The following is a 14,499-nucleotide window of genomic DNA, read 5'->3' as shown; positions in this document are numbered from 1 at the left end:
TCGTATAAAGCGTTCAGAACGCATATTTTTCCATACTGCTCTTTATCATATCATATTTCAGCCTTCTTTGTCACTGCCTTTCAGAACTCTGTTTAAGATATCTGCAAATGGTTCCATGGCATTTCGGACTTCCTCCACGGTATTTGTCTGTGCTCCGGCCTCCAGAAGCAGGGCCCGTGGCTTAAGATGCAGATTATAGCGAAGACCTGCCAGATAGATCCCCCGGTAAAGATCGGGGTAATACTGTGCCGCCTGATATTCTAGCTGAAAGGAAAATGCCAGATTCTCTTCTATGTAAGGATTGGGCAGATAACTCACTGCCCCCTGACTGACTGTATAGCTTAATCCATTATAAAAAAGCAGCTGAGCAGTAGGTTTTCCATTCACCTGCGTTACCAGATGACGCTCATCCGGCACACCATCTCTGTGAAGGTCGATCACAACTTCAATGGTGGGATTTTCTTCCAACACTTTTTCTATGGATGCCCTAGCATAATCATAAGCCTTGCTCCTGTCCAGTGTTCCTCCCATCATATCAAAGGCATCTGTTATATGAATGACCTGGTATCCATATGTTTTTTCCAGAAGTTCAGTAAGATGATCTCCCACTCCTACGATGGTGTCCTCAGTCTGTCCTTCTCTTGAATCTGCAAAAGCCTCCTGGGAATGGGTATGATAGATCAGGATCTGGGGTACCGATGAATCCTTTTTAACGGACAGATCCTCCTTCAGAAAACGGGGCGCACTGATCTGCTGCGCATTCGTTTCCGTATTGGAATCCAATATAAAAAACTGATTCATCACATAGTCAAAATCTGCCAGTTTCGCCTGAGACAAGTCAATCTGCGGATGTGGCAGTGCCACAGTCTCCTGTTCCTTCGCAGTATTTTCACCGGATTGGTTCTCCTCTGACGGAGGAGTCTCCGGTTCTGTGTCCCCCGGCTCCGTAGCTTCCTGTTCTGAACCTCCTGGCTCTGTAATTTCTGGCTCAGCAACTTCCTGTTCTGTATTTCCCTTAACAGTCTCCTTTTCATTTTTTTTGCCGGCAGAGGATTTTTTCCCTGCCATTTCTGCCTCTTCCGCTTCTTTCTTTTGAATTTCTTTTTTCTTTTGAAGCTCTTCTTTCTTCTGAAGGGCTTCTTTCTTTTCCACTTCTTCCGCCTCGGCCATCAGCAGCGTCTCCTGCTCTTTTCGGTTCTCTGCTTCCACTTCTTCACCCAGATGCTCTGCGTTTTTTTCCTGCAAAAGCATCTCTGTTTCCCGGTCTCTGCCATTTTCCTTCTGCAGAGCTTTCTTTTCCAGAAAGCAATACAGCGGCAGCTGTCTGTAGATCTCACCATGCCTGAAAAAATCTCCCGGAAGGACAGCCACCACCCCCAGGAAGATCAGGCTCAAAACCACGCAGAAAGCCCTCTGGATATTCGTCACCCACGATCACCTCTTATGGTATTTTATGACCTGTCCTCTTCGATTAGACTATCGGAAAAAGCCAGATTCAGTCCCTCGGAAATGGTAAAGCTTAAATATCGTACCGTTTCATCCACATCCTTTGGTGTTACAAACATGGTGTAAAGCTTCGGTGAGATCATTTCTTCCAGAAACTCCTTCTGCTCATCCTCCTCCAGTGCCTCCAGAAGCTCTGCCATGGAATCATGGACAATAGTAGCCGCATCCACCACAGTCGGAACACCGATCCCGATCACACGGACCGAAAGATTTTCTTCATTCAGGCCTTCCCTGTGATTCCCCACGCCGGAGCCCGGACTAATCCCGGTATCCGTGATCTGGATCGTCCGGTTAAGTCTTGTCGTACTTCTGGCCGCCAGCGCATCTACGGCGATCACCAAATCCGGCTTTGTCTCAGAAACAACACCCCGAACAATTTCCAGAGTTTCCATTCCGGTCTGTGCCATCACACCCGGAACGATCCCGCTGATCTGATGCATTTTCATATGTTCATTGCTCTTCAGCCCATATTCCCGGATCACATGCCTTGTCATATGAAGATTGGAAACTGCACGAGGGCCAAGGGAATCCGCAGTAATCTCCTGATTTCCAAGGCCTACCACCAGGATCGACTGCTGCCGTCCGAGATCGATCAGCTCCCTCAAATGATGTGCCACCTCTTCCGAGATCTCCCTGTGATAATCCTCATCCGGAACGGAAAGATCCGGTGCCTCAATGGTAATATAGGTCCCCTGTGGTTTTCCCATGGTCCTGGCTCCATTTTCCGTTGTGATCCGCACTACGGTAGTCCGAACATCCTTTTCCTCATCGTATCTTTCCCTGATCTCTACTCCACGTACTTCTACGTTTTCCGCCTGAAAGCGTTCCGTTGCTTCCAGCGCCAGGTCTGTTCTGATTCTGCTCCTTCCAGCCATACTCTCATCCTCTTTTTCTGTAAGATTGCAAAGACTTTTTCGCTGCTGCCTGCAGCTTTTCCGGTGTTTTCCCTTTTATTATTTCCCCTTTTTCCCATAAATATGTATCATTTCCCCTTTTCCACACAGCATCTGGTATTTTTTGCATATTTTTTTGGAATTTTTGCGAAAAACATCTTGACATTCCTGTGCACGTATAATAATATATATAAGCATGTTTCATAGGAGCGCCCGTGTCTGTTCCTGTGAATGTAATTTAATATTATATTTTTAAGGAATCGGAGGTGTACGAATTGGCTAACATTAAATCCGCAAAGAAGAGAATCTTAGTTAACAGCACTAAGGCTGCAAGAAACAAAGCAATCCGTTCTGCAGTTAAGACTTCCATCAAGAAAGTTGAGACAGCAGTTGAAAATAAGGATAAGGCAGCTGCAGAGGTTGCTCTTAAGGACGCAATCTCCACAATCAGCAAAGCTACATCCAAGGGCGTTTATCACAAAAATAACTGCGCCAGAAAAATTTCCCGTCTTTCCAAAGCTGTCAACAGCATTGCGTAATAGACCACGGAATATTTTAGTTATAAGCTTATAAGTAAAAGGAAAGACAGTCGAACCGTCAGCGACTGTCTTTTTTGTATATAGATTTCTGTTTTGTATATAGCTTTCTGTATTGACCAAAAGGAGTTTTTTTATGATATCTCATCCCTTTCCCTACCGCATTATCCGCAGTAGCCGGAAAACCCTGGCGATCCAGGTCAGCGTTTCCGGTCAGGTGACTGTCCGTGCTCCGCACACAATGCCAGATTCCACCATCCAGCGTTTTCTCTCCCAGAAAGAAAGCTGGATCCTGAAGCACCTCTCCCACTCTGCCTCCAGGCCGGCACAGCCCCAGGCTGAAAACCCGCCTCTTTCGGAATTCCGCCGCAGTTATTATATGGAATCCGCCAGAAAAATATTCAAAAGAAAAACCGCAGCCTACGCCAGAAAAATGGGCGTAACCTACGGCCGTATCACGATCCGGGAACAAAAAACCCGCTGGGGAAGCTGCACCAGCGAAGGAAACCTGAATTTCAACTGGCGGCTGATCTTCGCCCCGGAAAAAGTCCTGGATTATGTTGTAGTACACGAACTTTCCCACAGAAAAGAAATGAATCATTCCCCTGCCTTTTATGCAGTGGTGGCATCTGTGATGCCAGAGTATAAAGCCTGCGAAAAATGGCTCAGGGACAACGGAGCGACCCTGTGGCAGAACCCGTCTCCGTAAAACTCAGGCTCTCACTGCTCTCGCCGAGCTATACTTCACGATCAGAAGCTCCACGCTGAGCACATCTCCAAGTGTACCTGTCTTTACCGCCTCTTCCGCATCCACAAAATCCCGCACAGCATTCTCCAGCTCTTCCACAGTGTAGGATCTGGCACAGGATGCCAGATTCCGCACAACAAAAGAGGGTACTCCCAGTTTGGAAGCGATCTCGGTCTGAGAAAGACCCTCCTGTGACATTTTCTTGGTCAGGCAGATCTGACGAAACTGTTTCGCCAAAAGAAACAATATCCGCATCGGCGGTTCCCGAAGGGTCAGAAGGTCATAGTACAGATCCAGGGCCCGCTTCTGGTTCTTCTCCGTCACCGCACGCACCATATCAAAGATCTTATTGGTTGTCTGCGTGGTACAGACAGCCTGGATATCTGCAGCCGTCACAACATCTCTTCCGACCGTATAGGAGATCAGCTTTTCCAGCTCCATCCTTATATTTCCCATATCTGTTCCCGTCATGGTCAGCAGAAGCTCCACATCTCTCTGGGTGATCCTGCGGCCATTTTTTCCAAGGATCCCTGCTGCCCACCGCATAAGAGTCTTTTCATCCTGCTGTTTAAATTCCCCGATGCTGCCGCAGGCTTTTACCGCCTTGTACATACGGCTTCTTTTATCTACTTCAGACTCGCAGAACACTAGATACAGATAATCAGGCAGAGCTTTCATATAATCTGCCAGTTCCTCGCATTTGTTCTTAAAGAATCCCGTATCCTCAAGAAGGACTACTCTTCGCTCTGCAAAAAAGGGCATGGTATCACAAAGACTCAAAAGCTCCCGGACATCGATCCCCTTCCCCTCATATCTGGTAAAATTCATGGTATCATCGTCCGGGTTCAGAGCCTTCACCAGATTTCTTTTATATTGTTGTTTCAGATAGGCTTCCTCACCGTAAAGGAGATATGCCTGCTTAAATTTTCCTGTTTTAATATCTTCCTGAATATTCTTCAATCTCTGTACCCCTGTCTGATTTTCTCTGTAATCCAGTTTATACGACAACTGCCGGAAATGCAACACCCAAGCAAAAATTTGACTTTCCACCGGATTCATGCTACTGTAAACAGGTACATATTCCGGCAGATCCGTTCTGTCAGCGAAATATGTGGAAGGGAGTGTTCCATTATGGAAAAAAGAAGAAACAGCAGAACAAGCAACCTGAAGAGCGCAACCACCAAGGCCAAAGCTACCGTGAAATCAACTGTAGAAAAGATTGAAAAAACACCTGCAGCTGAAAAAACCGTTAAAGCAGTCAAAAAGGCAACAGAGACTGTAGCAGCCAAGGCACCAGAAGTAGTAGAAGAAGTTAAGAACACTGTAAAAAATCATAAGATCAGCGGCATCACACTTGAAATTTTTGAGACATCCATCACAGTTGCCGACCTTGAGGCAGCTGTTAAGAAAGATGCAGAAGCAAAGGGCCTGAAAGGCAAAGAGCTCCACATCTATGTAAATGCAGAAGAAAGAGCAGCTTACTACACTGCTGACGGAACGGGTTCCGACGATTACAGGATCGATCTGACCACTCTGTAAGCTCCGGCGGATCTGTTCCGCGATCGCTTATATGCCGGTCTGTCTGTGACATTCCGGAAACGCAAAAAAGCCATGCACAGGACATTTTCATCCGGTCCCGCTGCATGACTTTTCTTTTTTATCTTTTACTGGATCTTTTTGATCCAGTCTCTGGAGCAGCCTACTGCAGCTCTCCAGCCTTTTACCATGGCATTTCGCTTCTCATCATCGATCTCCGTGCGGAAAATACGTTCCACATCACGGCTTTCCAGTACTGCCTCCTTGCTTTCCCAGAATCCCACAGCAAGACCTGCAAGATATGCGGCACCAAGAGCAGTTGTCTCAATACATTCCGGACGTTCTACAGCCACATTACTGATATTGGCCTGGATCTGCAGGAGAAGATTGTTTGCACTTGCTCCGCCGTCTACACGAAGAACTGCAAGGTCACTTCCTGCATCTTCCTTCATAACCTCCAGCACATCATTGACCTGATATGCAAGTGATTCCAAAGTCGCACGCACAATATGATACTTATTTACACCACGGGTCAATCCCACGATCGTGCCACGGGCATACTGATCCCAGTAAGGAGCTCCAAGTCCTGTAAATGCAGGCACGACGTAGCAGCCGTTTGCATCCGGTACCTTTCCCGCAAAATACTCGGTATCCGATGCGGAATCCACCAGATGAAGCTCATCACGAAGCCACTGGATCGCAGCACCAGCCACAAATACGGATCCCTCCAGAACATAAGTGATCTCTCCGTTAAGTCCCCATCCGATGGTTGTAACCAGCCCGTTATTGGAAAATACCGGTTTATCTCCTGCATTCATCAGAAGAAAGCCACCGGTTCCATATGTATTCTTGGTTTCACCTTTCTCAAAGCAGGCCTGTCCGAACAGCGCCGCCTGCTGGTCCCCGGCAGCACCGGCTACCGGGATCCTTCCACCGAAAAAGGACGGATCTGTCTCACCATAAATCTCACTGGACTCTTTTACCTGCGGGAGCATGCATTTCGGAATATCAAGCTCCTCCAGGATCTCATCATCCCACTCCAGTGTATTGATGTTGAACATCATGGTTCTGGACGCATTGGAATAATCTGTTACATGAACAGCTCCCTTGGTCAGCTTCCAGATCAGCCAGGTCTCCACGGTACCAAACAGAAGCTCACCCTTCTCTGCTCTTTCGCGGGCACCCTCCACATTATCCAGGATCCATTTTACCTTGGTGGCAGAAAAATACGCATCAATAACAAGTCCTGTTTTCTGACGGAATTTTTCTTCCAGTCCCTTTGCTTTCAGGCTGTCGCAGTATTCTGAGGTTCTCCTGCACTGCCATACGATGGCATGATAAACCGGCTGTCCCGTATTCTTATCCCAGACAATGGTGGTCTCTCTCTGATTGGTGATACCGATCGCTGCAATATCCTCTGCCGTTGCCTCAATCTGGTTCATAGCCTCTCTGGCAACAGAAAGCTGTGTGGACCAGATCTCACCTGCATCATGCTCTACCCATCCCGGTTTTGGAAAATGCTGGATAAACTCCTTCTGTGCCACACTGCGGATCCTTCCGCTTTCATCAAAAAGAATACAGCGGTTACTGGTCGTTCCGGAATCCAGCGCCATAACATATTTTGCCATATAAAAATCCTCCAATACATTTCTTGGCTGCGGCTCAGTGCCTCTGCAGCCTCATAATTCCCATACCTTCTGATTTGTAGTGGAAACCGCTGCTGCCCCCGCACCCAGGGCTCCCATCACATCCTCCTTATCGGAGATCAAACCGCCTGCGATCACAGGCACCTTGCTTGTTTTACATATCTGTTTAAGAATCTTCGGCATCAGCCCCGGCAGAACCTCTACCACATCCGGCAGCTGCTCATGCTGATTTCCCAGATTCTCAATATTCTTGATCGCCATGGAATCAATAAGGAAAAAACGCAGAACTGTATACATTCCAAGCTTCTTCGCCCTGTTGATCATGGATGCTTTTGTTGAAATGATCCCATCTGCATGGATATTTTTACAAATATAATCCACAGAAACCTCTTTTGAGCTTAAACCTGTGATCAGGTCTATATGTGCCATCGCGATCTTCCCCGCCTGGTGGATCCGCTCCACAATTCCCCCAATAGAACGGATATCTCCATACAGGATAAAGATCACGGTAAGCTCCTCCCTGCCCAAACAGTTCTGAAGCCCCTGCTCATCCTTTACAGCCGCTATGATCGGGTTCGCCTCGATCGCGTCCAGAAATTCTTTGTTCATCTTCTCTCTTCCTCCGCAATGTTCACACAATATCATTTTATCTCCGCGCATTATTTGAAGATATTATTCTTATTGTATCAGTTTATTGCTTCAAAGACCAGACGCATTTGCCAAATATATCTGTTTTATTTCCGGCTGTATTACAATTCTCAGACAATCTTCTTCTCTGGTAAAAGAAGGGAAGCCCCTATGGACTTCCCTTCTGCAGATACATTATTTCTCAAACGGGAATTTGAACTGTGTAAGTCCGAATTCATCGCGAAGTCCGATAAACTCTTTCTGAACTGCCTCTGTCACCGGAACTCCCTTATCCTTACGATACATCCATACATCATATTCCTTCTCGCCTGCTGTGTAGATACGTTCCTGTCCAGGAGCCTTCTCGGAGCCTCTCAGGTCTCTCAGGATATCACCGCATGTTTTCTTGAATGCCTCTGCACCCATAAATGCCTCTGTGTCGATAGCAATAAAGAAATGTCCAAGATGATATGGACGGATCTTTCCTTCCTCATCCTTACCATCCAGAGCTTTCAGGAAGAGACCGGACTGAAGAGCAGCGGAAAGGATCTCAACAACCGTAGAGTATCCGTATCCCTTATATCCTCCGGTTGTCTCACCAAATCCACCGAGAGGAGCAAGTGCTGCCTGCTGGCTTCTGATCTTCTTAAGGATCTCTGCACTATCTGTAAGCTCCTCTCCTTCTCTGGAAATAACAAGACCCTTAGGAGTATCATGGTTGATACGTGCGTAGTATTCGATCTTGCCATTCTGGATAACAGATGTTGCACAGTCCAGTGTAAACGGGAACGGCTCATCTGTAGGCATACTAAATGTTAATGGGTTGGTTCCAAGCATATTCTCAACACCAAATGTCGGTGCAACAGATGGTCTTGCGTTAGTACCGCTGATACCGATCATATTCTCCTTTGCTGCGAGACCTGTCCAGTAGCCTGCGATTCCATAATGGGAAGAGTTACGGACTGCAACCATACCCATGCCGTATTTATGTGCTTTTTCGATACACATGTCCATAGCCTTCTTGCTGGCTACCATTCCCATACCATCGTTAGCATCAAGAACTGCAGTTGTCGGTGTCTCTTTAAGAATATCGATCTTTGTTACAGGATTTAAGATTCCGGATTTGATACGGTCGATATAGATCGGTTTAAAGCGGTTGCAGCCATGGCTCTCGATTCCACGTCTGTCACTTTCCAGAAGTACATCAGCGCAAAGTCTTGCATCCTCCGTCGGAACTCCCATTTTCTCAAATACTGCAGTCATAAAATCGTCTGCAAGCTGCCAGGAAATAAAAGGTCTTGTTTCTTTCTCCATTGTAAAACTCCTCCATATACATTATTATAGTTTTTTTATTTTGCTTATATAGATCTGCAGCAGGACCCCCTCCTGCCGGAGATTTCAAATTTAGCCTGCCTCCTGTATGTGCCTCACAGAAAGCGCCTTTACATCGCAGTTTCAATCCTCGTCTGCCACTGCTCTTCCTCTGTCCGGATAATTGGTAATGATGGAGTTTACTCCCCATTTCTTCATCCTTCTCATATCCTCTTCCTCGTTTACAGTCCAGACATTCACCCCGATCCCATTCTGGGAACAGCTGCGTACATGTTCTTCCTTCAGGTATTCCAGATTCGGATGATAATACTGCACATCACAGGTTCTTGCATAAACCCCTGCATTATCCACATATTTCTCTACCAGAAAGCCTCCTGCAATAGTCTCATCACTCTGTCTGCACAATACAATGGATGCGTTATTGAAAGAGGAAAGGATGATCCGATCCTCCAGACCATATTCGCAGATCATATCAATGACCTTCTCTTCCATACCACCATAATAATAAACACTGTTCTTCAGCTCGATGTTTGTAATCAGATCTTCCTCCTCTGCCATCCACTCCAAATACTCTCTCAGAGTCGGAATCTGAAGCCTGCCGAATTTTCCGGCAAACTTATCCGGATAACTGCAATCCAGTTTACACAGCTCAGCATATGTAAGATCATAGATATACCCGTTTCCATCTGTGGTACGATCAACCTTCTCATCGTGCATGATCACCGGAACCAGATCCTTGGTCAGCTGCACATCAAGCTCGATCCCCTCGCAACCAGCCTCCACTGCCTTCTGAAACGCCAGCATTGTATTCTCCGGATATTCTCCGCTGAAACCACGATGTCCAAATACTTTCATTCTAATCATCCTCCATTCAATGCATTACATCGTTGTGAGCATTTTTGCCAATTCATATTTCTGATTATATCATAGCTTTTATTTATTTTCAACATTTTTTATCGACTTTTGTGCATTTTTTTGTTATTTTTTAATTAATTATTCTTTTAAGTGCTAATATCTTTTGTGCATTTTGTACATTTTATTTCATGGCAAACAAAGCGATAAAAAAGCCTTTTCAGGTTTATTTTATTCGCTTTGTCTGCCAGAGGGCTGACATATTATAAGCATACAGATCGCCATATATATCCTTTGCAGATCACTGTATGATCTGCTTCACATTTCCTGTAGCCACGATATCCACACCTGTACCTGCTGCATTCTCCAGGATCACGTCCCCAATCTGAACCGGCGCTTCCACACATACATCCCGCAGCGCATCCACACAGTCAAAAATCTTTCCTTTCGGAATATCCTGTGCTGTCTTTACTGACACCACCGGCATGCTTCCATTCTTCACACGCACGGTCGTTGTCACGATCCTGGTCGGATCTGTCACTTCCTTCACTGCATATTCCGCACCTTTTTTACAGGTATTTCCTGTGACGGAAATGATTTCTTTTCCATTCATTTCCACCAGAAGGGCGCATCCCATAGGACATCCGATACAAGTAAGATTCCTTTTTTCCATTTTCATCACTCCTCCACCTGGATCACAAGTTCATGTTTATCCTGTTTCTGTTTTCCTTCCAGAATGGAAAGAAGCTGCTCTTTTTTCAATTTGATCTGTTCCATCTCTCCGGGTGCTGCCACCTGTTTTTTTCTGGAAAAGATCCGTTCTCCATCCAGATATGCACGGATGTAACAATTTTTATATACATTTCCCACACGGAAGCGGACCAGCTGCTCCTCCGCCATATGACCGGTACGGATCTCAGACGGCACTGTATAGCGGACTCCGTTTTGGGGCGAAAGTGTGATCTTCATCTCTTCCGGTATTTTATCCTCTCCATTGTTGTTTATATAAAGAGCCGCATTTCTTCCTGCATTGCCGGCTTCCTCCGAAACAAAATCCACCAGATCGTGAACATGAAGAACATTTCCGCAGGCAAAAATACCTTCTACATTTGTCTCCAGACTTTCGTTTACCACCGGTCCGGAAGTCACATTGCTCAGCTTCACACCTGCCTGTCCGGAAAGCTCATTCTCTGGGATCAGACCAACAGAAAGAAGAAGCGTATCGCATTCAAAAAATTCCTCTGTACCGGGAATCGGGCGTCTGTTTTCATCTACCTCTGCAAGAGTGATTCCTTCCACACGCTCTTTTCCTTTTATGTCAACCACTGTATGGCTAAGCTTCAACGGGATACCAAAGTCATCCAAGCACTGCACGATATTTCGCTTCAGGCCTCCGGAATATGGCATCAGTTCTGCCACTGCCTTAACCTCTGCACCTTCCAGCGTCATACGTCTGGCCATGATCAGTCCGATATCACCAGATCCCAGGATCACTACTTTTTTTCCCGGCATAAATCCTTCCATGTTTACAAGGCGCTGTGCTGTTCCTGCTGAATAAATGCCTGCCGGTCGATATCCCGGAATGTTCAGTGCACCTCGCGGTCTCTCTCTGCAGCCCATGGCAAGGATCACAGCTTTTGCCCGGATCTGATACATTCCCTCCTGGCGGCTCATGGCAGTGATCACCTTATCCTGGCTGATATCCATGACCATGGTGTTCAGCCGGTACTCGATCTGCTGCTCTTTTACCATCCGGATAAAACGTGCCGCATATTCCGGTCCTGTCAGCTCCTCCTGAAATGTATGAAGGCCAAATCCATTATGGATACACTGATTCAGGATCCCGCCCAGTTCCTTATCACGTTCCAGGATCAGGATACTCTCTGCTCCCTCTTTCTTTGCAGCCAGGGCTGCTGCCAGTCCTGCAGGGCCTCCGCCTATGATCACGATATCTCTCTTCACCATAATCTTATCATTCATGGTTCTCGCCCTCCTCTGCAATTTTCTTGTTGATTCCTTCGATCAGTCTGGAAGCTCCGCCTGTTTTTGTGATCTCCTCCATGGAAATGCCAAGCTCTCGGCTGAGGATTTCCATTGTTCTGGGAGAGCAGAAGCCTGACTGACATCTTCCCATTCCTGCTCTTGTACGACGTTTTACTCCGTCCAGGGATTTCGCTCCAAGCGGTCTTCGGATCGCATCCAGGATCTCTCCCTCAGAGATCATCTCACATCTGCAGATGATATTTCCATATTCCGGTGATCTTTTGATCAGCTCATTTCTTTCTTCCAGAGAAAGCTCTGACGGATCCAGGATCCCTTTTCTCACCGGATCAAAATCCGGATTTACTTCCGGATGTAATTTTTCTTTTACGATGTCAGCAACCATACAGCCAATGGCCGGTGAGCTGGTAAGTCCCGGGGATGCGATTCCTGCACAATCGATAAATCCGGGAGCATCCTCCACCTCTTTGATCACAAAATCCATACCGTCCTCGATAGCTCGAAGCCCTGCAAAGCTTGTGATCACCTTCCGCAGTGGAATATCCTTTACTGTTTTCCGGGATTTGGCACTTACTTCCTCCACCCCCTCTGAGGTAGTCGCTGTTTCCTCCCGATCCTCCAGATCCGTAGCTGTAGGCCCGATCAAAAGGTTTCCATGAACAGTCTGTGTTACCAGAACTCCTTTTCCGTTCTTATTTGGAAGTGCAAAGATCGTATGATTCACATGTGTTCCTGCACTTTTATCAAGAAGCATATACTCACCCTTACGAGGAGTGATATGCAGTTTTTTCTCACTTACCATATTATGAAAAACATCCGCATAGACACCGGCAGCATTGACGATACAGCCTGTCTCAAAATCACCCTTTGAGGTTTCCACAACAAAACCTTTTTCCTGTTTTCGGATGTTCTTTACTTCTGTATCAAATTTAAATTCCACACCATTGTTATATGCATTCTCTGCCATTGCAATGTTCAGCTCAAAGGGACAGACAATTCCGGCTGTCGGTGCATACAGCGCTGCCAGCACCTGATCAGACAGATTCGGCTCCATGGCAAGTGCTTCTTCTCTGTCAAGGATCCTCAGTCCCTCTACTCCGTTTTTCATTCCTCTTTCACGCAGCTTATGCAGCATGGCGATTCCATTCTCAGTCGTACAGACAGTCAATGAACCAGTCTGTTTAAAAGGAAAATCCAGTTCCTTCGAAAGCTGTCCCATCATATTGCTGCCCTTCACATTCAGTTCCGCCATAAGGCTTCCCGGTTCTGCATCATAACCGGAATGAGCGATTCCGCTGTTTGCCTTGGAAGTTCCACAGCATACATCCTCTTCTCGCTCCAGAACGCAGATTTTCAGCCGATATCTTGAAAGCTCTCTCGCCGCTGCCGCTCCGGAAACTCCTGCTCCGATAATGATCACATCATACATAGATCTGTTTCTCCTTTCCTGTTTGCGGATCTTCTGAACTGTCCCCGGCTTTCTCTGCGCCGGAAACAGCAGAATATCCGTTGCAACACAAGCATTGCCGTCCGCAGGTAAATATTCTGCGAGGAGTACTGCTTACGAACAGCAATCTTTCAAGTGAATATGCCATTATTTTTATGCCGTAACCCTTTGTAACCCTTGTAATCCTTTTGAAACATTAACATTTGCGCATAAAAATAGCCGGCATAAAAACACACTTATCCATGTGTCTTCATGCCGGTCTCTGTTCTCAATGGCATTCTCTGTATTCAGCAAGCTGAATCAGATTCCTTCTTCACTTTGTATTCATTGTATCAGACTATTCTTCATATTTCAAGTGCATTTTTCGTAAAATACATCTTTTTTTCTTTAACATGCTCTTAACTTTCTCAAAAACATGATAAGTTTCATTGTATTCCCGATTCCCGATCATATTTCCTCCACAGAAATAACTCCTTCCTGCTGTCTTACCTCACGAAATACAGTATGGCGTGCTTTCCATTTGGCAGCCTCCATTGTTGCCTGGATCACCACACTCTGTGTTTTGGATCTCTTTTTGATGATAACTACGTTGGAGATCATGATGTCCTCTTCCCGGAGCTTCTTTATGACCATACTCATCTTGTCTTCATTTTCAAACTCCATATATACGTCATAGGTATTGGAATGCTCTTCCACATAAACCTCTATATATTTCGCATATTTGAACACCAGAATAAGCCCCAGCGTGGTAAAGATCGCACCGCTGTAAAAGCCGATTCCCACAGCAAGTCCGATACACGCAGAAGTCCAAAGACTGGCCGCTGTCGTAAGACCGGATACATGTCTCTGTCCGGTCACAATGATGGTTCCCACTCCAAGAAAACCAATCCCGCTGACAACCTGTGCGCCAAGTCGTGCAGTATCTCCGATTCCTGCCCCATTAGAATATACATGGATAAAATCGCCCGTCATCATAACCAGAGTTGCCCCCATACAAACGATCATATGTGTTTTTACACCTGCCACACGCTTCTTCATTCCACGATCAATACCGATCAGACATCCAAGAAACATCGCAAGAATCAGCCGAAACAGCGTCGATCCCATATTTAAAGTGTGCAAATAATCCGATATTGCATTACATGCTCCGAGAATTCCGCCCATAAATTTGCTCCTTTCCTGTTGTAACATTATTTTCTGCCGGTGATAACGCCAATAGCGCATCACTTCATTTTGCCCTGCACGAACGCCGCAGGCCACACTCACTCCATTCGAAAGCTGTCTAGTCAGCCGGACTCACTCCGTCCGTCTCACTACACAGTTTTTCATATGATCCTATACCCCGGATATACATGATCTGTAGTCTCACAGCATG

The 14,499-nt window shown here is 46.2% G+C and carries 15 protein-coding genes; 3 read left to right on the top strand and 12 right to left on the bottom strand.

Annotation, left to right across the window (positions count from 1 at the left end; all coding sequences use genetic code 11):
- Positions 1-57: 57 nt before the first annotated feature.
- Genes DWW77_RS10285 through DWW77_RS17865 form a run of 3 tightly spaced genes read right to left on the bottom strand, consistent with a single transcriptional unit; the run spans position 58 to position 2,604 of the window.
- On the bottom strand, positions 58-1,428 hold the full coding sequence (locus DWW77_RS10285; RefSeq protein ID WP_022426952.1) for a stage II sporulation protein P: 1,371 nt from the start codon (positions 1,426-1,428) through the stop codon (positions 58-60).
- A 23-nt stretch (positions 1,429-1,451) separates the two neighbouring features.
- Positions 1,452-2,381 (bottom strand): GPR endopeptidase, encoded by a 930-nt coding sequence (gene gpr, locus DWW77_RS10280; RefSeq protein ID WP_015527438.1) that lies wholly within the window; start codon positions 2,379-2,381, stop codon positions 1,452-1,454.
- Positions 2,382-2,385: 4 nt separating this feature from the next.
- The gene (locus tag DWW77_RS17865; RefSeq protein WP_015527439.1) at positions 2,386-2,604 is read right to left on the bottom strand and encodes a hypothetical protein; all 219 of its coding nucleotides are present in this window, start codon (positions 2,602-2,604) and stop codon (positions 2,386-2,388) included.
- 70 nt (positions 2,605-2,674) lie between these two features.
- On the opposite strand from DWW77_RS17865, the gene rpsT reads away from it, so the two are divergent.
- The gene (rpsT, locus tag DWW77_RS10275) at positions 2,675-2,938 is read left to right on the top strand and encodes a 30S ribosomal protein S20 (RefSeq protein WP_022426951.1); all 264 of its coding nucleotides are present in this window, start codon (positions 2,675-2,677) and stop codon (positions 2,936-2,938) included.
- A gap of 133 nt (positions 2,939-3,071) precedes the next feature.
- Complete coding sequence (locus tag DWW77_RS10270) at positions 3,072-3,644, top strand: M48 family metallopeptidase (protein ID WP_022426950.1); 573 nt, start codon at positions 3,072-3,074, stop codon at positions 3,642-3,644.
- Positions 3,645-3,647: 3 nt separating this feature from the next.
- On the opposite strand, the gene holA is transcribed toward DWW77_RS10270, so the two are convergent.
- The gene (gene holA, locus DWW77_RS10265) at positions 3,648-4,643 is read right to left on the bottom strand and encodes a DNA polymerase III subunit delta (RefSeq protein ID WP_022426949.1); all 996 of its coding nucleotides are present in this window, start codon (positions 4,641-4,643) and stop codon (positions 3,648-3,650) included.
- A gap of 171 nt (positions 4,644-4,814) precedes the next feature.
- Between holA and DWW77_RS10260 the strand changes: the two genes are divergently transcribed.
- Entirely contained in the window at positions 4,815-5,222 is a 408-nt protein-coding gene (locus tag DWW77_RS10260; RefSeq protein ID WP_022426948.1) for a DUF6465 family protein, read from the top strand.
- 125 nt (positions 5,223-5,347) lie between these two features.
- On the opposite strand, the gene glpK is transcribed toward DWW77_RS10260, so the two are convergent.
- From glpK to DWW77_RS10220, 8 genes are all read right to left on the bottom strand, one after another.
- Positions 5,348-6,847: a glycerol kinase GlpK gene (glpK, locus tag DWW77_RS10255; protein ID WP_022426947.1), complete on the bottom strand. Its 1,500-nt coding sequence runs from the start codon at positions 6,845-6,847 to the stop codon at positions 5,348-5,350.
- A gap of 51 nt (positions 6,848-6,898) precedes the next feature.
- Positions 6,899-7,474 (bottom strand): glycerol-3-phosphate responsive antiterminator, encoded by a 576-nt coding sequence (locus DWW77_RS10250; RefSeq protein ID WP_015527444.1) that lies wholly within the window; start codon positions 7,472-7,474, stop codon positions 6,899-6,901.
- A gap of 213 nt (positions 7,475-7,687) precedes the next feature.
- Complete coding sequence (locus DWW77_RS10245) at positions 7,688-8,806, bottom strand: Ldh family oxidoreductase (protein ID WP_015527445.1); 1,119 nt, start codon at positions 8,804-8,806, stop codon at positions 7,688-7,690.
- Positions 8,807-8,947: 141 nt separating this feature from the next.
- The gene (locus DWW77_RS10240) at positions 8,948-9,679 is read right to left on the bottom strand and encodes a glycerophosphodiester phosphodiesterase (protein WP_021976755.1); all 732 of its coding nucleotides are present in this window, start codon (positions 9,677-9,679) and stop codon (positions 8,948-8,950) included.
- Positions 9,680-9,977: 298 nt separating this feature from the next.
- Positions 9,978-10,349 (bottom strand): DUF1667 domain-containing protein, encoded by a 372-nt coding sequence (locus DWW77_RS10235; protein ID WP_022426946.1) that lies wholly within the window; start codon positions 10,347-10,349, stop codon positions 9,978-9,980.
- A 5-nt stretch (positions 10,350-10,354) separates the two neighbouring features.
- Positions 10,355-11,641, bottom strand: a complete 1,287-nt coding sequence (locus tag DWW77_RS10230; protein WP_059086922.1) for an NAD(P)/FAD-dependent oxidoreductase — start codon at positions 11,639-11,641, stop codon at positions 10,355-10,357.
- 7 nt (positions 11,642-11,648) lie between these two features.
- Positions 11,649-13,106, bottom strand: a complete 1,458-nt coding sequence (locus tag DWW77_RS10225; protein WP_118608660.1) for an NAD(P)/FAD-dependent oxidoreductase — start codon at positions 13,104-13,106, stop codon at positions 11,649-11,651.
- A gap of 465 nt (positions 13,107-13,571) precedes the next feature.
- Positions 13,572-14,288, bottom strand: a complete 717-nt coding sequence (locus tag DWW77_RS10220) for an MgtC/SapB family protein (protein ID WP_022426944.1) — start codon at positions 14,286-14,288, stop codon at positions 13,572-13,574.
- Between the last annotated feature and the right edge of the window lie 211 nt (positions 14,289-14,499).

Origin of the sequence: Ruminococcus sp. AF17-12, from assembly GCF_003479245.1 — a bacterium.
GTDB classification, from domain to species: Bacteria; Bacillota; Clostridia; order Lachnospirales; family Lachnospiraceae; genus Blautia_A; species Blautia_A fusiformis.
The sequence above is the reverse complement of the archived record's forward strand: the minus strand, read 5'-3'. Positions and strand labels throughout refer to the sequence as shown.